Origin of the sequence: Streptomyces sp. AcH 505, from assembly GCF_000818175.1 — a bacterium.
Classification (GTDB): Bacteria; Actinomycetota; Actinomycetes; order Streptomycetales; family Streptomycetaceae; genus Streptomyces.
On the sequence record NZ_JTIY01000001.1, the window covers coordinates 4693259 to 4711337 of the forward strand.

An 18079-nucleotide genomic window follows, 5' to 3' on the forward strand; every position below is an offset into this window, starting at 1 on the left:
CCGCCAGCGCCCCCGCCGCCGCGGTCGCGCCGCCCGCCGCCAGCAGGCCCCGCCGGGAAAGATTCGTACCGCTGCCTCGGTTGCTCGCGCTGTCTGTCATGCCCACGCACGGTAGTACCCGTCACCGTGCCGGGGAACGAAGCGGCGCCGACGGGGCGCATCCCGGCCCTTCCCCTGCAACATACCGACTGGTTAGTCTGCTGGGGACCGGCTGTGGTTGACCGCGGTCGGCGACGAACCGGAAGGGCAGGTGCCGATGGGTACGGTGCAGGGCGCGGGGGTTGTCGTGACAGGAGCCGGAGGGGGCATCGGCGCCGCACTCGCCCGCCGGTTCGCCGCCGAAGGCGCTCGCGTGGTGGTCAACGACCTCGACGCGGCCAAGGCCGCTGCCGTCGCCGAGGAGACCGGCGCCATCGCCGTCCCCGGGGACGCCTCCCTGATCGTGGACGCCGCGCGCGAGGCGCTCGGCGGCACCGTCGACATCTACTGCGCCAACGCGGGCGTCGGCTCGGGCGGCGACGAACAGGCGCCGGAAGACGTCTGGGCGCTCGCCTGGGACGTCAACGTGATGGCGCACGTACGGGCGAGCAAGGCCCTGCTCCCCGGCTGGCTGGAGCGCGGCAGCGGCCGCTTCGTCTCCACCGTCTCCGCCGCCGGACTGCTCACGATGATCGGCGCGGCGCCGTACAGCGTCACCAAGCACGGCGCCCTGGCCTACGCGGAGTGGCTCTCCCTCACCTACCGGCACCGCGGCATCAAGGTCCACGCCATCTGCCCGCAGGGCGTACGCACCGACATGCTGACCGCCTCCGGCACAGCGGGCGACCTCGTCCTCGCGCCGACCGCCATCGAACCGGAGGCCGTCGCCGACGCCCTCTTCGCGGCCATGGCCGACGACCGGTTCCTGGTCCTGCCGCACCCCGAGGTCGCCGGCTACTACCAGGCACGCGCCGGGGACCCCGACCGCTGGCTGTCCACCATGAACCACATCCAGCAGAAGTGGGAAGGAGCCGCGGAATGACGCCGTCGATCTATGCGGCCAAGCCCTGGCTCGGCCTGCTCAGCGAGGTCCAGCGGGCCGACATCCACCCGGCGGCCGGAGTCGTGGACGCGTTCAGGGCGTCGGCCGGGCGCGCCCCCGACAGGACCGCGCTCGTCTACTTCGACGGCCGGCTCACCTACCGCGAGACCGACCAGCTCTCCGACTCGGTGGCGGGACATCTCGCCGCCCGTGGCCTGGAGCGCGGCGACCGGGTCGCGATCATGCTCCAGAACAGCCCGCACTTCGTGCTCGCGCTGCTCGGGGCCTGGAAGGCCGGCGCGATCGTCGTACCGCTCAACCCGATGTACAAGTCGGCCGAGGTCGGGCACGTCCTGCACGACGCCGAGGTGACGGCGCTGATCTGCTCGGACCGCGCCTGGGAGGGGTATCTGCGCGACACGGCCGCCGCCTCGCCCGTACGGATCGCCGTCACCGCCGACGAACACGGGCTCCAGACCCGCGACGACCCGCGCGTCCTCGGCTCGGCGAAGCTGCCGAAGCCGGACGACACCGACGATCTGCTCGCCGTCGCCCGCCGCGGTCTGCCCGCGCCCGCCGAGCGTGACCCCGGCACCGACGACGTGGCACTGATCAGCTACACCTCGGGCACCAGCGGCAAACCCAAGGGCGCCATGAACGCCCACCGCAACATCATGGTCAACGCCGAACGCCAGCGCACCGGCCAGGGCATCACCGAGGGAGCCTGCTACTTCGCCCTCGCACCGCTCTTCCACATCACCGGCATGGTCTGCGAACTCGCCGCCTGCTTCGCCAACGCGGGCACCCTCGCCCTCGCCTACCGCTTCGAGTCCGGTGTCGTCCTCGACGCCTTCGCCGAGCACCGCCCCGCGTACACCGTCGGCCCCTCCACCGCCTTCATGGCGCTCGCCGCGCACCCGGACGTCACCCCGGAGCACTTCAGCTCCTTCCAGCAGATCTCGTCCGGCGGCGCGCCGCTGCCGCCCGCCCTGGTGGAGAAGTTCCGGGCCGGCTTCGGCCCGTACATACGCAACGGCTACGGCCTCACCGAGTGCACGGCGCCCTGCGCCTCCGTACCGCCCCAGCTGGAGGCCCCCGTCGACCCGGCGTCCGGGACGCTGTCGGTCGGCGTGCCGGGCCCCGACACGGTCGTACGGATCATCGACGACAACGGCGACGACATGCCCTTCGGCGAACAGGGCGAGATCGCCGTACGCGGCCCGCAGGTCGTCGCCGGCTACTGGCGGCTGCCCACGGCCACCGCCGACGCGTTCCCCGACGGCGAACTGCGCACCGGCGACATCGGGTTCATGGACACCGACGGCTGGCTCTACGTGGTCGACCGCAAGAAGGACATGATCAACGCGTCGGGGTTCAAGGTCTGGCCGCGCGAGGTCGAGGACGTCCTCTACACCCACCCCCAGGTGCGGGAGGCGGCCGTCGTCGGCATCCCCGACCCGTACCGGGGCGAGAGCGTCAAGGCCTATGTCAGCCTGCGCCCCGGCGCGACGGCGACCCCCGAGGAACTGGCCGGCTACTGCAAGGAACGCCTCGCCGCTTACAAGTACCCGCGCGTGGTCGACATCCTGCCCGAGCTGCCCAAGACCACGAGTGGGAAGATCCTGCGCAGGGAACTGCGTTCCCTGACGTAACAGCGACTGCGGACGGCACGAAGAGACAAGGCGGTGGCGGCACATGGCCAGGACGACGGAGGGCAACGGCACGCCCGTCCCCCAGCGGCTGCTGGCCGCCGCCACCCGGCTCTTCGCCGAGCAGGGCTACGACCGGACCTCGGTCCAGGAGATCGTCGAGGCGGCTGGCGTCACCAAGGGCGCCCTCTACCACTACTTCGGCTCCAAGGAAGACCTCCTCCAGGAGGTCTACGCGCGGGTGCTGCGCCTCCAGCAGGAGCGGCTCGACGCCTTCGCGGACGCCGACGAACCGGTGGAGCAGCGGCTGCGCGCGGCCGCAGCCGACGTGGTCGTGACGACGATCGAGAACCTGGACGACGCGGCCATCTTCTTCCGCTCGATGCACCATCTGAGCCCGGAGAAGAACAAGCAGGTGCGGATGGAGCGGCGGCACTACCACGAGCGGTTCCGCGCGCTGGTCGAAGAGGGCCAGCGCAGCGGGGTGTTCTCCACGGCGACCCCGTCCGACCTGGTGGTGGACTACCACTTCGGGTCCGTCCACCACCTGTCGACGTGGTACCGCCCGGCGGGCCCGCTCACCCCGCAGCAGGTGGCCGACCACCTGGCCGACCTCCTGCTGCGGGCGCTGCGCCCCTAGGTCGTCAGCATTCGCCGCGCCACACCACCTTCGTCAGCGTGATGCTGTCGAAGTCCGCCTTGTACTCCCCGGGGCCCGGGTTGTAGTGGAAGCAGTTGCCCCAGCTGCTGCCGTTGTAGTTCCAGGACGCCTGGACATGGTCGGCGCCGGCGAACTTGACGCCGTTGTTGAAGAAGGACTTCACGCCCGGGATGTTGCCCGACCAGTTGCCCGCCGTCTTCAGCAGCAGCCGGCCGGACTCGCCTTCGCCGGAGTACGCGCAGAAGTACTGCTTCGGGCAGCCGGCCGGGTTGGCCTCGGCGGACGCGGTGGGTGCGGTGGCGAGGACGCCGACGAACGCGGCGGCCACGGCCAGAACGGTGACGGAACGCTTACGCATGGGTGATTCCCCCTGTGGTGGAGTCGACAAAGCGATGACGACGCTAGCCAGGGGAGGAGCCGAGATGTCTGCTCTCGGGGTGATTGTCACTGGAATAGCTGAAATGGGTGGCGAATGGTCGCCACCCATCCCCGCTATCGACCGCCGCTCCCGGGGGTTATAGGTACTTCTTCAGCTCCCGCCGGGCCAGCGACCGCTGATGCACCTCGTCGGGCCCGTCGGCCAGCCGCAACGTCCGCGCCGCCGCCCACAGTTCGGCCAGCGGGAAGTCCTGGCTGACCCCGCCCGCGCCGTGCAGCTGGACCGCGCGGTCGATGATGTCGACCACCGCGCGCGGCGTGGCGATCTTGATGGCCTGGATCTCGGTGTGCGCGCCCCGGTTGCCCGCCGTGTCCATCAGCCAGGCCGTCTTGAGCACGAGCAGCCGCAGCTGTTCGACCGTCACCCGGGCGTCCGCGATCCAGTTCTGCACGACGCCCTGCTGGGCGATCGGCCGGCCGAAGGCCGTACGGGACACCGCGCGCCGGCACATCAGCTCGATGGCCCGCTCCGCCATGCCGATCAGCCGCATGCAGTGGTGGATCCGGCCGGGACCGAGCCGCGCCTGCGCGATGGCGAAACCGCCGCCCTCCTCACCGACCAGATTCGCGGCGGGCACCCGCACGTCGTCGAAGACCACCTCGGCGTGGCCGCCGTGGAAGTGGTCCTCGTAGCCGTACACCTGCATGGCGCGCCGCACCTCGACGCCCGGTGTGTCGCGCGGGACCAGCACCATCGACTGCTGGCGGCGGACGTCCTCGCCGTCCGGGTCGGTCTTGCCCATCACGATGAAGATCTTGCAGTCCGGGTTCATCGCCCCGGAGATGTACCACTTGCGCCCGTTGACGACGTAGTCGTCGCCGTCCCGGTCGATCCGGGTCCGGATGTTCGTCGCGTCCGACGAGGCCACCTCGGGCTCCGTCATCGCGAAGGCGGACCGGATCTCGCCCGCCAGCAGCGGCTCCAGCCACTGCTTCTTCTGCTGCTCGGTGGCGAACTGGGCCAGCAGCTCCATGTTCCCGGTGTCGGGGGCCGCGCAGTTCAGCGCCGTCGGGGCGAGCTGCGGGGAGCGGCCGGTGATCTCGGCGAGCGGCGCGTACTGCAGATTGGTCAGCCCCGCGCCGTACTCGGCGTCCGGCAGGAAGAGGTTCCACAGGCCCTGCCTGCGGGCCTCGGCCTTGAGTTCCCCCACGATCGCGGGGGTGTCCCAGGGGCTCGCCAGCTCGGCGCGCTGCGCGTGCGCGACCTCCTCGGCCGGGTGCACGTGCTCGTCCATGAAGGCGAGCAGCCTCTCCCGCAGCTCTTCGGTGCGGGCGTCGAATGCGAAGTCCATGGGGTGTACTCAGCCTTCCTGGAGGGTGGTGAGCCCGTGCTGGATGAACAGGGGGACGAGATCGCCGATCTGGTCGAAGCCGGGGCCGACCGTCTGACCGAGCGTGTAGCGGTAGTGGATGCCCTCCAGGATCACGGCGAGCTTGAACCAGGCGAACGCCGTGTACCAGTTGATGGCGGTGGCGTCCCGGCCCGACCGGCTCGCGTACCGCTCGATCAGCTCGCCCGGCGTCGGATGGCCCGGCGCGCCCGCCGTCGTGCTGATCGGGGAGCCGACCAGTTCGAGCCGGGCGCTGTACATCACCAGCAGGCCCAGGTCGGTGAGCGGGTCGCCGAGCGTCGACATCTCCCAGTCGAGCACCGCCTTGATCCGGTCGTCGTCGCCGAGCAGGACGTTGTCGAGCCGGTAGTCGCCGTGGATCACCGTCGGCGCGGGGGAGTCGGGCAGTGCCCGGCCGAGGGCCGCGTGCAGCTCGTCGATGCCGGGCAGCTCGCGGTTGCGGGACCCGTCGAGCTGCTTGCCCCAGCGGCGCAGCTGCCGGTCGAGGAAGCCCTCGGGCCGCCCGAAGTCCCCGAGGCCCACCGACGCGGGGTCCACGGCGTGCAGCTCGACGAGCGTGTCGACCAGCGCCAGGACGGCGGCGCGGGTCCGCTCCGGGCCGAGCGGGGCGAGCTGTTCGGCGGTGCGGTACGGCGTGCCCGCCACGTACTCCATGACGTAGAACGGCGCGCCGAGCACCGCGTCGTCCTCGCAGAGCAGCAGCGGCTCCGGCACCGGGACGGCCGTCGGGTGCAGCGCGCTGATCACGCGGTACTCGCGCTTCATGTCGTGCGCCGTGGCCAGCACATGCCCCAGCGGCGGCCTGCGGACCACCCAGCGGCCCGCGCCGTCCGTCACGCTGCCGGTATCGTCCGTGACGACGTATGTCAGGTTCGACCGGCCGCCCTGGAACATGCGGGCACTGAGCGGTCCGCCCACCAGTCCGGGGCGTTCGCGGTCGAGATGGCCGCGCAGCCGCTCGGGGTCGAGTCCTGGCGGGGGAGCTGAGCTCATCGTGCGTACCTCCGAAGACGGTGGGTGATCCGATCTCATGATGCCGACCAGTCGGTATGTAGTCCAGCCTCTGGCCGGTGCGGACCGAGGACCCTCTGGTCTACGGGTCGTGTCTATGAATACAGTTCATGTATGAATACCGCGCTGCTCATCGACCAGGTCCGGCTCACCCCGATCCTCATCGCCGATCCGCCCCTGCTCAACACCCAGGGCGTGCATCAGCCGTACACGCCGCGGCTCATCGTCGAGGTGATCACCCGGGACGGGGTCACCGGCGTCGGCGAGACGTACGGCGACGGGAAGTATCTGGACCTCGCCCGGCCGCTGGCCGAGGCGCTGCCGGGCCGGCAGGTCAGCGACGTGAACGGCCTGTTCGAGCTGGCCGCCGAGGTCTGCGGCGACCCGGGCAGCACCGACGGGCGGGTCGACGCGGGCGGTCTGCGCGGGGTGCAGACGGCGGACAAGCTCCGGCTCTCGGTCGTCTCCGGCTTCGAGGTCGCCTGTCTCGACGCGTTCGGCAAGACGCTCGGGCTGCCGGTGCACGCCCTGCTCGGCGGCAAGGTCCGCGACACCGTCGAGTACAGCGCGTATCTCTTCTACCGCTGGGCCGCGCATCCCGAGGGCGGCGAACAAGACGGCTGGGGCGCCGCGGTCGACCCGGCCGGGGTCGTGGCCCAGGCCCGCAGGTTCGCCCAGGAGTACGGCTTCTCGTCGTTCAAGCTCAAGGGCGGCGTCTTCGCACCCGAGCAGGAGATCGCCGCCGTCCGCGCACTCGCCGAGGCGTTCCCCGGGCAGCCGCTGCGGCTCGACCCCAACGGCGCCTGGTCGGTGCCGACTTCGCTGTACGTCGCCGAGCAGCTGGCCGACGTGCTCGAATACCTGGAGGACCCGGCGACCGGCACGGACCGGATGGCCGAGGTGTCGGCCGGCACGTCGGTCCCGCTGGCCACCAACATGTGCGTGACCACCCTCCCGGAGATCGCCGACGCCTTCGCCCGCGACGCCGTCCAGGTCGTGCTCTCCGACCACCACTACTGGGGCGGCCTGCACCGTACCCGCGAACTCGCCGCCATCTGCCGCACGTTCGGCGTCGGCCTCTCCATGCACTCCAACACCCACCTGGGCATCAGCCTGGCGGCGATGACCCATGTCGCGGCGACCGTACCCAACCTCGACTACGCCTGCGACAGTCACTACCCCTGGCAGACGGAGGACGTGATCACCGCCCGGCACACCTTCGAGGACGGCCGGCTCACGGTCTCCGACACTCCGGGCCTCGGCGTCGAACTCGACCGCGCCGCACTGGACCGCCTGCACCGCCGCTGGCTGGACGACGACGGCACGATGCGCGAACGCGACGACGCGGCGGCGATGCGCAAGGCGGAGGCGGACTGGGTGACACCGACGATCCCGCGCTGGTGAGCGCGGGACCGCCGAGGTGCGGGGGGCTGCCGGGGCCGGTCAGCCGCGGGCGAATTCGAGGAGGTCCTTGTTGAAGACGTCCGCGAACACCGGGACCATCGCGAGGCCGTGCGGGGCGCCCGGGTAGACCTTGTAGGTCACGTCCTTGACGATCTTGGAGGACTTGGCTCCCGCGGCCACGATCGGCACGATCTGGTCGTCGTCGCCGTGCACGATCAAGGTGGGCACGTCGAACTTCTTCAGGTCCTCGGTGAGGTCGGTCTCGGAGAACGCCTTGACGCAGTCGTACGCGCCCTTGATGCCGACCGTCATCGACCAGAGCCAGAACTGGTCACGGATGCCCTGGGTGACGGTCGATCCTTCGCGGTTGGCGCCGTAGAACGACTCGCTGAGGTCCTGGTAGAACTGCGAGCGGTCGTTCGCGACGCCCGCCCTGATCTGGTCGAAGACCTCGATCGGCAGCCCCTCGGGGTTCGCCTCGGTCTTGAGCATCAGCGGCGGGATCGCGCCGAGCAGTACGGCCTTGGCGACGCGTCCTGTGCCGTGCCTGCCGATGTAGCGGGTGACCTCGCCGCCGCCCGTCGAGTGGCCGACCAGGATGACGTCGTGCAGGTCGAGCTTTTCGATGACCGCCGCCAGGTCGTCGGCGTACGTGTCGAGGTCGTTGCCGTCCCAGGTCTGCCCGGAGCGGCCGCCGCCGCGCCGGTCGTGGGCGATGGCGCGGAAGCCGTTGTCGGCCATGAACTGCAGCTGGGCGTCCCAGGCGTCGGCGTTCAGCGGCCAGCCGTGCGAGAACACGACGGGCTGTCCCGAGCCCCAGTCCTTGTAGTAGATGTCGGTGCCGTCTTGGGCGGTCGCGAAGGGCATGACGCGGATTCCTTTCGAGCGTCCGGCCGGAATGTGGACGTGGACGTCACGCCGCCGACGGTTCGAAAGCGCCGGAGATCGACGGAGAGGCCGGCGGCGGAAGGCGACCGGATGGGTTATGTCCTGCTCTGTCCTGCGAGTCACGCTACCCGAGATGGCGTGGTTCAGCGCGTCGTCCCGACGGGGCTCCGCCCGGCCGGGACGACGTGCCGAACCGCCCGCTCAACTGCCGCGCTGAATCCATTCGTCCAGGTGCGGTGACTCGTCGCCGATGGTGGTCGAATCGCCGTGCCCGGTACGTACGACGGTCTCGGGCGGGAGCGTGAACAGCCGGTCGCGGATCGAGTTGATGATCGTCGGGAAGTCCGAGAAGGACCGTCCCGTCGCGCCGGGGCCGCCCTGGAACAGCGTGTCGCCGGTGAAGACCGTGCCGAGTGCGGGCGCGTAGAGGCAGATCGCGCCCGGTGTGTGGCCCGGTGTGTGCAGCACGGTCAGGGTCGTGCCGCCGATGGTGATGGTCTGCCCGTCGGACAGTTCCTCGTCCGGGGCGAGACCCGGGTGGGTCTGCTTCCAGAGCTGGAGGTCGTCGGGGTGGAGCATGACGGGCGCGTCGGTCATCGCGGCCAGTTCGGGGGCCGCGTCGATGTGGTCGTCATGGCCGTGGGTGGAGATGATCGCGCGCAGGACGCGGCCGCCGAGCGCCGTCTCGATGCTGCCGGCGTCGTGCGCGGCGTCGATGACGATCGCCTCGGAGTCGTCCCCGACGATCCAGACGTTGTTGTCGACGTCCCAGGTGCCGCCGTCGAGGGAGAAGGTGCCTGAGGTGACGAGGTGGTCGATACGGGCAGCCATCAGAGCATCACGACCGAACGCAGCACATCGCCGTCGCCCATGCGGGAGAACGCCGACTCGACGTCGCCCAGGCCCACCTTCTCGGTGACGAACGCCTCCAGATCGATCCTGCCTTGCTGGTGCAGATCGATGAGCATCGGGAAGTCCCGGGACGGCAGACAGTCGCCGTACCAGGACGACTTGAGCGCGCCGCCGCGGCCGAAGACGTCCAGCAGCGGCAGTTCGAGCGTCATCTCCGGGGTGGGCACCCCCACCAGGACGACGGTGCCGGCCAGATCGCGGGCGTAGAACGCCTGCTTGTACGTCTCGGGGCGGCCGACCGCCTCGATGACGACATCGGCGCCGAACCCGCCGGTGAGGGCGCGGATCGCCTCGACGGGATCCGTCCCCGACGAGTTGACGGTGTGGGTGGCGCCCATCGTCCTGGCCGTGGCCAGCTTCCGGTCGTCGACGTCGACGGCGATGATCCGGGCGGCGCCCGCGAGGCGCGCGCCGACCACGGCCGCGTCACCGACCCCGCCGCAGCCGATCACGGCGACCGTGTCGCCCCTGCCGACCTGGCCGGTGTTGATCGCGGCGCCGATGCCCGCCATCACCCCGCAGCCGAGCAGTCCCGCCACGGCCGGGGAGACGGTCGGGTCGACCTTCGTGCACTGCCCGGCGGCGACCAGGGTCTTCTCCGCGAACGCGCCGATACCGAGCGCCGGCGACAGCTCCGTGCCGTCGGTCAGGGTCATCTTCTGCTTCGCGTTGTGGGTGTTGAAGCAGTACCAGGGCCTGCCGCGCAGACAGGCACGGCAGTTGCCGCACACGGCGCGCCAGTTGAGGACGACGAAATCGCCCGGTGCCACGTCCGTGACACCTTCGCCGACCGATTCGACCAGACCCGCCGCCTCGTGCCCGAGCAGGAACGGGAACTCGTCGTTGATCCCGCCCTGCTTGTAGTGCAGATCGGTGTGGCAGACGCCGCACGCCTGCACCTTCACCACGGCCTCGCCGGGGCCGGGATCCGGTACAACGATCGTCTCGACCCGCACCGGCTCGTTCTTTCCGGGTGCGACGACCCCTTGTACCTGTTGCGACATCCCAGGACCTGCCTTTCCTCACGCCTACGCACGCACTTCGTCCGCACCCACTATCCCGTGCCGCGGTGGTTCAGGGCGCGAGGACATCCAGTTCGTGCAGGGCGCCGACGGCGATCTGCCGGGTCAGCTCCTCGGCCCTGGCCGCCTCGCCCTCCCTGACCGCCTCAGCGAGCCGTACGTGCAGGGTGACCGCAGCCGGGTCGGGGTCGTCGAACATCACCTGGTGGTGGGTGCGTCCCGCCAGGACCTCGGCCACCACATCACCGAGCCTGGCGAACATCTCGTTGCCGGACGCGTTGAGCACCACCCGGTGGAAGGCGATGTCGTGGACCAGGTACTCCTGGAGCCTGCCGCCCCGGGAGGTGGCGACCATGCCGAGGGCCTGCTCGGTGAGTTCGGCGCACTGCTCAGGCGTGGCGTTGACGGCGGCGAGCCCGGCGGCGACCGGTTCGACCGCGGAGCGCAGCACCGTCAGCGAGCGCAGCTGGCGCGGCCGGTCGGAGCCCGCGAGGCGCCAGCGGATGACGCGCGGGTCGTAGACGTTCCACTCCTCGGTGGGGCGTACGGTCACGCCCACCCGGCGCCGGGACGCGACGAGTTGCATCGATTCGAGGACGCGGACCACTTCCCGTACCACGGTGCGGGACACATCGAACCGCTGCGCGACTTCGTCCGTGCGTACGACGCTGCCCTGCGGGTATTCGCCCGCGGTGATGGCGAGGCCGAGGGCGTCCAGCACACGGGTATGCAGGCCCTGGCCTTCTGTGGTCATGGGGCAAGCCTACGGGGCGACCGGCGGTGGAGAAAGTACGACGTTTTCATCACAGCCTCTTGAATACGTCATACCTAATGAGGTTCAGTGACCCGACACACCGATCGTGACCGACTGAGGTCGAGACAGCGAGGCACGCAATGAGCACCCCCCACGTCGTCGTGGTGATGGGAGTGGCAGGGACAGGGAAGACCACGATCGGCCCGCTCGTCGCCACCGAGCTGGACGTCCCGTACGCCGAGGGCGACGACTTCCACCCCCCGGAGAACGTCGCCAAGATGTCGGCCGGCACCCCGCTGGACGACGCGGACCGGTGGCCCTGGCTCGACGCGATCGGCGCGTGGGCACACCACCGCGCCGGACTCGGCGGGGTGGTCAGCTGCTCGGCGCTCAAGCGGTCCTACCGCGACCGGCTGCGGGCGGCGGCGCCCGGCGTCGTGTTCCTGCACCTGACCGGTGACCGGTCGCTCATCGAACGCCGGATGGCCGAGCGCAAGGGCCACTTCATGCCGTCGGCGCTGCTCGACTCGCAGTTCGCGACGCTCCAGCCGCTGGGGGACGACGAGGCGGGCGTCGCCGTCGACGTGTCCGGCGGCCCCGAGGAGATCGCCGCACGGGCCGTCGCCGCGCTGCGCAGGACCGGCCCCTGAACGGACCCCCCGCCGCACTGCCCCACCCCGTCGGCAGTGCCCCCACCGCCCCGACCCCCACAGCCTAAGGAAGTACCCCCGTGAGCCATCTCAGCGTGGAGATGCTGGCAGCGGATGCCCCGGAGCCGATCTCGTCGGCGGGCAACGCACAGCTCGGCATCGCCGTCCTCGTCGGCATCGCCGTCATCGTCGTCCTCATCACCGTCTTCAAACTGCACGCCTTCCTGTCCCTGACCATCGGTTCGCTGGCGCTCGGCGCCGTGGCCGGTGCGCCGCTGGACAAGGTCATCACCAGCTTCACCACAGGACTCGGCTCCACGGTCGCGAGCGTGGGTGTGCTGATCGCGCTCGGCGCGATACTCGGCAGGCTCCTCGCCGACTCGGGAGGGGCCGACCAGATCGTCGACACGATCCTGGCGAAGGCCAGCGCCCGGTCCATGCCGTGGGCGATGGTGCTGATCGCCTCGATCGTCGGGCTGCCGCTGTTCTTCGAGATCGGCATCGTGCTGCTGATACCCGTGGTGCTGCTGGTCGCCAAGCGCGGCAACTACTCGCTCATGCGCATCGGCATCCCGGCCCTCGCCGGTCTCTCCGTGATGCACGGCCTGATCCCGCCGCACCCCGGTCCGCTCGCCGCGATCGACGCCCTGCACGCCAACCTCGGTGTGACGCTGGCGCTCGGTGTGCTGGTCGCCATCCCGACCGTGATCATCGCCGGGCCGCTGTTCTCGAAGTACGCGGCGCGCTGGGTCGACGTCGAGGCGCCCGAAGGCATGGTGCCGCAGCGCGCCTCCGAGGACCTGGAGCACCGGCCGAGCTTCGGGGCGACGGTCTGCACCATCCTGCTGCCCGTCGTGCTGATGCTCGGCAAGGCGCTCGTGGACGTGGTGATCGACAACCCCGACAACACGGGCCAGCGCGTCGCCGACGTCGTCGGATCCCCGCTGATCGCGCTGCTCATCGCCGTACTCGTCGCCCTGTTCACGATGGGCAGGGCCGCCGGATTCACCAAGGACCGGCTCGCCACGACCGTGGACAAGTCACTCGCGCCGATCGCCGGTGTGATGCTGATCGTCGCCGCGGGCGGCGGCTTCAAGCAGACGCTGGTCGACGCGGGCGTGGGCCAGATGATCCTGGACATCTCCAAGGACTGGTCGATACCCGCCCTGCTGCTGGCCTGGCTGATCGCCGTGGCGATCCGGATCGCCACCGGGTCCGCGACCGTCGCCACCATCTCGGCCGCGGGACTTGTGGGCCCGCTCGCCGCCGACATGTCGACCACGCATGTGGCCCTGCTGGTGCTGGCGGTGGGCTGCGGCTCGCTCTTCTTCAGCCATGTCAACGACGCCGGATTCTGGCTGGTGAAGGAGTACTTCGGGATGAGCGTCGGGCAGACGGTCAAGACCTGGTCGCTGATGGAGACGATCATCTCCGTGGTCGGCCTCGGCTTCGTCATGCTGCTGTCGCTGATCCTGTAGCGCCCCGCCCTGGTGGAGCGGGAGTTCACTCCTCGGGCGGGTCGCCGTCCTTCCACAGCGGGTGCTCCCGCTCCGCCCAGTCGCGCTCCACCTCGCCGGTGCGCATCCCGCGCCTGGCCTGCGGGTCGTTGAACGCCATGCCGATATGACCGAACAGCACGATCCCGATGGCCAGCGCCAGCCAGTCGTGGATGAACGTGGCGCTGGTGCGCCACACGATCGGGGCGAGCCCGGTGAACCACATCAGCAGCCCCGTGGCGACCATCACGAGCACCGCCCCCGCGATCCAGGCCGCGTAGAGCTTCTGCCCCGCGTTGAACTTGCCCGCGGGCCGCGCGCCCGGCCACGCCCAGCGCTTGCGGACGGCGCGCAGCCACTCCCGGTCCTCGGGGATGAAGCGGTTCAGCCGCTCCAGGTCCTTGCGGAAGGCGCGGGAGACGAGCCCGGCGAGGAACGGCACCGGGATCAGGATGCCGGACCACTCGTGGACGGTGACCACGAGATAGCGCCGGCCGACGAGTTCGGCCAGCTGCGGGACGTACAGGAAAGCCGCGGTGACGACGCACGTCATCATCAGCCAGGCGGTGCTCCGGTGCACCCAGCGCTCGGCGCGGGTGAAGCGGCGCAGCCGGCCAGGGCCGCGCCGCTCAGACGGTGGGGGTGTCGTCGCGCCCGTTGGACCTGCCGACCCAGCCGTCGACGTCATAGCCGTACCCCTCCCAGTAGCCGGGCTTGACCTCGGAGGTGACCGAGATCCCGGAGAGCCATTTCGCCGACTTGTAGAAGTACATGGGGGCCACGTAGAGCCGCACCGGACCGCCGTGCGCGTGCGATATCGGCTTGTCCTGCATCTTCAGCGCCACCAGGACGTCGTCGCGGCGGGCCTGCGAGAGCGTGAGGCTCTCGCTGTACGTGCCGTCGAAGCAGGTGAAGCGCAGCGCCTTGCCCTCGGGGCGCACCCCGGCGGCTTCCAGGAGGTCGGAGACCCGGACACCCTCGAACGGTGTCTTGGGCACCCGCCATCCCGTGACGCACTGCACATCACGGACGATCCGGGTCTGCGGCAGTTTCCGCAGCGCGTCCAGCGTGTAGGTGCCGGGCCGGTCGACCAGCCCGTCGATCTTCAGCTGGTAGTTGCTCGCGTCCTTGTTCGGGACGGAAGCGGCGACGTTGTAGAAGCGGAAGCCGCCGCCGTTGGGCAGCAGTCCGGTGATTCCGGTCGGATCCTTCTCGGCGGCCGCGCCCAGGAACGATTCGAGGCCGTGCTGCAGATGCGGTGCGAGGACGATCCCGGCGGCGCCGACGCCGACCATGGAGAGCACCACCCGGCGCCCCACCGGCGCGCCCTTGGGCGCTTCGGGCGCTCCGTTGCCGCTTGGTTGATGGTTCACGGTTCAATTGAACACCCGCGGCCGTGTGAAGCAGGCGGCCGCGGGTGTCCGTAAGGCTTTCGTCAGACTCTTCGACTCAGCGTCCCGTCAGACGCGCGGAGCCGCCTCGGCCGTCTGCGACTCGGCGGCCTTCTCCAGCTCGAACGCCTCGTTGCCGAGCCCGATCCTGGCGTGCACCTCGGGCTTGGTGGCGCGCAGGACGAGTCCGAGGACAAGGCCGCCGACCAGCACCACACCGATGATCGCGGGCAGGATCCAGCTCAGCGAGGAGCCGGGGCCCGCACCGACGAGGACGTCGAAGTCCTTGACCGTGTAGACGGCCACGACCACCAGCGCGATACCGGCGAGGCCCGAGGAGATCAGCCGCCACGCCTGCGCGCCGCCCGCGCCGCGCTTGACGAAGAAGGCGATCACGGCGAACGCGGCGGCGGCCATCAGCAGGATGACGCCGAACGCCCCGATGTTGCCCATCCAGGTGAACAGGTGCAGCACCGGCGCCGTCGGGTCACCGACCGGCTTGTCGTCGGTCAGCGCGAAGATCAGGATGACGACGATGGAGAACACCGACTGCAGCACGGAACCCGCCGACGGCGCGCCGCTGGACTTGCTGGTGCGGCCGAAGCGGGCGGGCAGCAGCCCCTCGCGGCCCATCGCGAAGGCGTACCGGGCGACGACGTTGTGGAAGCTCAGCATCGCGGCGAACATGCCGGTCACGTACAGGACATGCAGCACATCGGTGAACGTCTTGCCGAGCAGCCCCTCGGTCAGCCCGAACAGCAGGTTCGGCCCTTCCTTGCCCGAGGCGGCGACGATCGAGGAGGGCCCGGCGGCCAGGGACAGCGCCCAGGCGCCGATGGCCAGGAACAGGGCCGAGATCCCGACGCCCAGGAACATCACGCGCTGCACGATGACGTGCGGGCGGTTGGTCTCCTCCGCGTACACCGGAGCCTGCTCGAAGCCGACGAAGGCGGCGATGCAGAAGCAGAGCGCGGTGCCGAACCCGGCGCCGGTGAGCGTGTCCGGGTTGAACGCGTGGAGGGACAGGCCCTCCTTGCTCGGGTCGGCGACGGCGGAGACGTCGAAGATCAGGACCAGGGTCACCTCGATGAGCAGCAGGACACCGAGCACCTTGGCGTTGAGGTCGATCTTCAGCCAGCCGAGGACGGCGACGAGCACGGCGCCGGCGAGCGCGGGGATCCACCAGGCCACGCTCGTGTCGAGGTAGGTGCCGAAGAGGTTCGAGACCTCGAAGCCGAACAGGCCGTAGATACCGACCTGCATGGCGTTGTACGCGACGAGCGCGACGAGCGAGGCCCCCGCGCCCGCCGTCGGGCCGAGACCGCGCGCGATGTACGCGTAGAAGGCACCCGCGTTGTGCACGTGCCGGCTCATCTCGGCGTAGCCGACGCTGAACAGCACCAGGACCACGCCGAGGATGACGTAGAGCAGCGGCTGACCGACGATGCCCATGACCCCGTAGACGGTGGGCATGACCCCCGCCACCGTCATCAGGGGCGCGCTGGCCGCCAGCACGGACAGCAGCAGCCCGGCGGTGCCGAGCCGGTTCGCGCGGAGCGCTCTCTCCTGCCCCTTGTAAGTGTTTATCTCGCTCGTGGTCGAACTGCCCGTCGACATGGCAGAGGTTCCTTCCGGGAATCGGTGGTGCGTCGGTCAGGCGGAGCCGAGCGCGGCACTGCGCGCGGCGAGAAACGCTTTGTGGGGGTCTCGGTCCGGATAGGACCAGGGAGCGGGGGTGTTGTGCTCGCCGATGCGGTTGAAGAGCGCTGCCGCCTCGGCCACCCTCCCCTCGTAGAACTGGGCGTGGGCAAGGAAGTTGAGGTCGACGCGGTTGCGCGGGTGCGCCTGCTCCTCGTACCCCCACTCCAGCCACCAGTCGAACGCGGTCTTGAGCACCTGATGGGCGCGACGGCTGCGCCAGTGGGGCGACTCAGCGGGGTCGCCCGGTTCCCGGCCGGAAGCGGCCAGCACCCGGTAGCGCTCGGCGTGCGCGACGACGGGCAGCACGGCGAGCGGTGAGTCGGCCGGGGCCTGTTCGGCGGCCCAGGACGCGAAGTCGTAGACCTCGTGGAGCGGGTCCTGCCCCACCTCGGCATGGCGCTCGGCGAGCCGGGCCACCATCAGATGGTGCGCGTGGTGGTGTTCCGGGTGCCGGGTGCGGACCTCGTCGAAGAGCTGCATGGTCTCTTCCTCCGTGCCCAGCGTGCGGGCGAGGAGCAGCAGACCGAGCCAGGGGGTGGGGTCGGCGGGGGCGCGTCTGATCGCCTCACGGCAGGTGTCACGCGCCCGGTACTCGGGCTCCTTGCCGCGCAGCGCCGCGATGACGTTGGCACAGGCGAAGAGCGTCGCCGCGTCGCTGCTCCGGGGTTCGACGACGAGCCAGTCGCGGGTCCAGGCGACGGCGCCCGACGCCTGCGCGAGGACGATGGCGCGGTGGCCGCGGCGGTCCCAGTCGTCGCCGGTCGCCGCGAGCAGGGTACGCGCCTCGGACCAGCGGCCCTGGGCCAACTGATCGCGTACGCCTGCGAGTTCGACGTCGTCGAGGGCCGGATCGAAGTGCTGGTCGGAGCGTGAGCCCCGTCTTCGGGAACGGCCCAGGGGCGGCGGAGGCGGAGACATCCGCGGAGTTCCTCCAGACCACGTGAATGAGCAATGATCGCGCACAGCAAAGCGGTACCCAAGGCCCTACGTCAAGAGCCGATTCGTTGTAATTGGACGTCAACTGTCACCTCGGTGACCTGGGTTGACCCGTCCCGAGACGCCGCCAAACATCGCTCCCGGGTGCTTCTGCCCAGATGGGACGCCTTTCGGCCATCCTGGCTCGTAAGCTGACGTCATGGAGAAACCCGAACCGCTCCCGCCATATTTGCTCGCGTTTCCCGGGCCGACACGCGACCGGCTGGTCGCCGCGGTCCTCAGCGGCGAGAAGGTTTCGACCACCGGACTGCTCGCCGAGTTCGAGGCGGAACGGGAGGAACTCCCGCCCGTGGGCGAGCGGTCGGCGCTCATCGACTCGGCGGGCCGGGAGATCGCGGTGATCGAGCTGACCGAGGTACGGGTGCTGCCGCTGGGCGACGTCGACCTGCGGCACGCGCTGGACGAGGGCGAGGGCCACACGTCGGTCGCCGAATGGCGCGCGGCCCACGAGCGGTTCTGGCACAGCGACGAGATGCGCGAGGCGCTGGACGACCCGGAGTTCACGGTGGACGACACGACGCTGGTGGTCGCGGAGCGGTTCCGGGTGGTGCAACTACTGGGCGACGAGGGCTGAAGGGGGTCGTGCAGGGGTGGTGTCCGGAGCGTAGAGCGTGATTTGTGGCGCATCTCGGCGGTGGCTCCGCGTCAGACGAGTACGCGCCGTAAATCATGCAGCGCAGGACACGACCCCGGAACGGCACCCGGCGACAACCGCAACCAAGACCCGCAACCC

Annotated in this window: 18 protein-coding genes; 7 read left to right on the forward strand and 11 right to left on the reverse strand. The window is 70.2% G+C overall.

Annotated features, from left to right (window positions below; all coding sequences use genetic code 11):
• Window positions 1-256: 256 nt before the first annotated feature.
• Genes HY68_RS21450 through HY68_RS21460 form a run of 3 tightly spaced genes read left to right on the forward strand, consistent with a single transcriptional unit; the run spans window position 257 to window position 3310 of the window.
• Entirely contained in the window at window positions 257-1021 is a 765-nt protein-coding gene (locus HY68_RS21450; protein ID WP_041996766.1) for an SDR family oxidoreductase, read from the forward strand.
• Window positions 1018-2673: an AMP-binding protein gene (locus HY68_RS21455; RefSeq protein ID WP_041991250.1), complete on the forward strand. Its 1656-nt coding sequence runs from the start codon at window positions 1018-1020 to the stop codon at window positions 2671-2673. Before HY68_RS21450 ends, HY68_RS21455 begins: the two co-directional genes overlap by 4 nt.
• Window positions 2674-2716: 43 nt before the next feature.
• Window positions 2717-3310, forward strand: a complete 594-nt coding sequence (locus tag HY68_RS21460) for a TetR/AcrR family transcriptional regulator (protein WP_041991252.1) — start codon at window positions 2717-2719, stop codon at window positions 3308-3310.
• Window positions 3311-3314: 4 nt separating this feature from the next.
• Here HY68_RS21460 and HY68_RS21465 read toward each other — a convergent pair whose 3' ends face one another.
• From HY68_RS21465 to HY68_RS21475, 3 genes are all read right to left on the reverse strand, one after another.
• Entirely contained in the window at window positions 3315-3689 is a 375-nt protein-coding gene (locus tag HY68_RS21465) for a hypothetical protein (RefSeq protein ID WP_041991254.1), read from the reverse strand.
• A gap of 157 nt (window positions 3690-3846) precedes the next feature.
• Window positions 3847-5061 carry an acyl-CoA dehydrogenase family protein gene (locus HY68_RS21470; protein WP_041991256.1) on the reverse strand — a complete coding sequence of 405 codons (1215 nt, stop codon included), beginning with the start codon at window positions 5059-5061 and terminating at the stop codon, window positions 3847-3849.
• A gap of 9 nt (window positions 5062-5070) precedes the next feature.
• The gene (locus HY68_RS21475) at window positions 5071-6114 is read right to left on the reverse strand and encodes a phosphotransferase family protein (RefSeq protein ID WP_041991258.1); all 1044 of its coding nucleotides are present in this window, start codon (window positions 6112-6114) and stop codon (window positions 5071-5073) included.
• Between the two features lie 132 nt (window positions 6115-6246).
• Between HY68_RS21475 and HY68_RS21480 the strand changes: the two genes are divergently transcribed.
• Window positions 6247-7536 carry a glucarate dehydratase family protein gene (locus tag HY68_RS21480; RefSeq protein ID WP_041991260.1) on the forward strand — a complete coding sequence of 430 codons (1290 nt, stop codon included), beginning with the start codon at window positions 6247-6249 and terminating at the stop codon, window positions 7534-7536.
• A 39-nt stretch (window positions 7537-7575) separates the two neighbouring features.
• On the opposite strand, the gene HY68_RS21485 is transcribed toward HY68_RS21480, so the two are convergent.
• The 4 genes from HY68_RS21485 to HY68_RS21500 all read right to left on the reverse strand — a co-directional run bounded on the left by HY68_RS21485 (window position 7576) and on the right by HY68_RS21500 (window position 11112).
• Window positions 7576-8403 (reverse strand): alpha/beta hydrolase, encoded by an 828-nt coding sequence (locus tag HY68_RS21485; protein WP_041991262.1) that lies wholly within the window; start codon window positions 8401-8403, stop codon window positions 7576-7578.
• Between the two features lie 222 nt (window positions 8404-8625).
• The gene (locus tag HY68_RS21490) at window positions 8626-9255 is read right to left on the reverse strand and encodes an MBL fold metallo-hydrolase (RefSeq protein WP_041991264.1); all 630 of its coding nucleotides are present in this window, start codon (window positions 9253-9255) and stop codon (window positions 8626-8628) included.
• On the reverse strand, window positions 9255-10340 hold the full coding sequence (locus HY68_RS21495) for an S-(hydroxymethyl)mycothiol dehydrogenase (protein WP_041991266.1): 1086 nt from the start codon (window positions 10338-10340) through the stop codon (window positions 9255-9257). Before HY68_RS21495 ends, HY68_RS21490 begins: the two co-directional genes overlap by 1 nt.
• Window positions 10341-10410: 70 nt before the next feature.
• The gene (locus HY68_RS21500; protein WP_041991268.1) at window positions 10411-11112 is read right to left on the reverse strand and encodes an FCD domain-containing protein; all 702 of its coding nucleotides are present in this window, start codon (window positions 11110-11112) and stop codon (window positions 10411-10413) included.
• 140 nt (window positions 11113-11252) lie between these two features.
• On the opposite strand from HY68_RS21500, the gene HY68_RS21505 reads away from it, so the two are divergent.
• Window positions 11253-11762: a gluconokinase gene (locus HY68_RS21505; protein ID WP_041991270.1), complete on the forward strand. Its 510-nt coding sequence runs from the start codon at window positions 11253-11255 to the stop codon at window positions 11760-11762.
• 80 nt (window positions 11763-11842) lie between these two features.
• Complete coding sequence (locus HY68_RS21510) at window positions 11843-13240, forward strand: gluconate:H+ symporter (protein ID WP_041991272.1); 1398 nt, start codon at window positions 11843-11845, stop codon at window positions 13238-13240.
• Window positions 13241-13265: 25 nt separating this feature from the next.
• Here the strand turns inward: HY68_RS21510 and HY68_RS21515 are convergent, their stop codons facing one another.
• The 4 genes from HY68_RS21515 to HY68_RS21530 form a co-directional block, all read right to left on the reverse strand.
• Window positions 13266-13946, reverse strand: a complete 681-nt coding sequence (locus tag HY68_RS21515) for a cytochrome b/b6 domain-containing protein (RefSeq protein WP_078863709.1) — start codon at window positions 13944-13946, stop codon at window positions 13266-13268.
• Window positions 13888-14631: a molybdopterin-dependent oxidoreductase gene (locus HY68_RS21520; protein WP_041991274.1), complete on the reverse strand. Its 744-nt coding sequence runs from the start codon at window positions 14629-14631 to the stop codon at window positions 13888-13890. The genes HY68_RS21515 and HY68_RS21520 overlap by 59 nt, the downstream gene beginning before the upstream one ends.
• 87 nt (window positions 14632-14718) lie before the next feature.
• The gene (locus HY68_RS21525) at window positions 14719-16266 is read right to left on the reverse strand and encodes an APC family permease (protein ID WP_041991276.1); all 1548 of its coding nucleotides are present in this window, start codon (window positions 16264-16266) and stop codon (window positions 14719-14721) included.
• A gap of 36 nt (window positions 16267-16302) precedes the next feature.
• A complete protein-coding gene (locus tag HY68_RS21530; protein ID WP_041991277.1) occupies window positions 16303-17268 on the reverse strand; it encodes a hypothetical protein in 966 nt (321 codons plus the stop codon).
• Between the two features lie 217 nt (window positions 17269-17485).
• Between HY68_RS21530 and HY68_RS21535 the strand changes: the two genes are divergently transcribed.
• Window positions 17486-17920, forward strand: a complete 435-nt coding sequence (locus HY68_RS21535) for an ASCH domain-containing protein (protein ID WP_041991279.1) — start codon at window positions 17486-17488, stop codon at window positions 17918-17920.
• The last annotated feature ends 159 nt before the right edge of the window (window positions 17921-18079 follow it).

What these genes read in the sequence shown, in the direction of transcription:
- HY68_RS21450 (WP_041996766.1), top strand. Translation starts at nt 257, where the DNA reads ATGGGTACGGTGCAGGGCGCGGGGGTTGTCGTGACAGGAGCCGGAGGG.
- HY68_RS21455 (WP_041991250.1), top strand. Translation starts at nt 1,018, where the DNA reads ATGACGCCGTCGATCTATGCGGCCAAGCCCTGGCTCGGCCTGCTCAGC.
- HY68_RS21460 (WP_041991252.1), top strand. Translation starts at nt 2,717, where the DNA reads ATGGCCAGGACGACGGAGGGCAACGGCACGCCCGTCCCCCAGCGGCTG.
- HY68_RS21465 (WP_041991254.1), bottom strand. Translation starts at nt 3,689, where the DNA reads ATGCGTAAGCGTTCCGTCACCGTTCTGGCCGTGGCCGCCGCGTTCGTC.
- HY68_RS21470 (WP_041991256.1), bottom strand. Translation starts at nt 5,061, where the DNA reads ATGGACTTCGCATTCGACGCCCGCACCGAAGAGCTGCGGGAGAGGCTG.
- HY68_RS21475 (WP_041991258.1), bottom strand. Translation starts at nt 6,114, where the DNA reads ATGAGCTCAGCTCCCCCGCCAGGACTCGACCCCGAGCGGCTGCGCGGC.
- HY68_RS21480 (WP_041991260.1), top strand. Translation starts at nt 6,247, where the DNA reads ATGAATACCGCGCTGCTCATCGACCAGGTCCGGCTCACCCCGATCCTC.
- HY68_RS21485 (WP_041991262.1), bottom strand. Translation starts at nt 8,403, where the DNA reads ATGCCCTTCGCGACCGCCCAAGACGGCACCGACATCTACTACAAGGAC.
- HY68_RS21490 (WP_041991264.1), bottom strand. Translation starts at nt 9,255, where the DNA reads ATGGCTGCCCGTATCGACCACCTCGTCACCTCAGGCACCTTCTCCCTC.
- HY68_RS21495 (WP_041991266.1), bottom strand. Translation starts at nt 10,340, where the DNA reads ATGTCGCAACAGGTACAAGGGGTCGTCGCACCCGGAAAGAACGAGCCG.
- HY68_RS21500 (WP_041991268.1), bottom strand. Translation starts at nt 11,112, where the DNA reads ATGACCACAGAAGGCCAGGGCCTGCATACCCGTGTGCTGGACGCCCTC.
- HY68_RS21505 (WP_041991270.1), top strand. Translation starts at nt 11,253, where the DNA reads ATGAGCACCCCCCACGTCGTCGTGGTGATGGGAGTGGCAGGGACAGGG.
- HY68_RS21515 (WP_078863709.1), bottom strand. Translation starts at nt 13,946, where the DNA reads ATGACGTCGACGGCTGGGTCGGCAGGTCCAACGGGCGCGACGACACCC.
- HY68_RS21525 (WP_041991276.1), bottom strand. Translation starts at nt 16,266, where the DNA reads ATGTCGACGGGCAGTTCGACCACGAGCGAGATAAACACTTACAAGGGG.
- HY68_RS21530 (WP_041991277.1), bottom strand. Translation starts at nt 17,268, where the DNA reads ATGTCTCCGCCTCCGCCGCCCCTGGGCCGTTCCCGAAGACGGGGCTCA.
- HY68_RS21535 (WP_041991279.1), top strand. Translation starts at nt 17,486, where the DNA reads ATGGAGAAACCCGAACCGCTCCCGCCATATTTGCTCGCGTTTCCCGGG.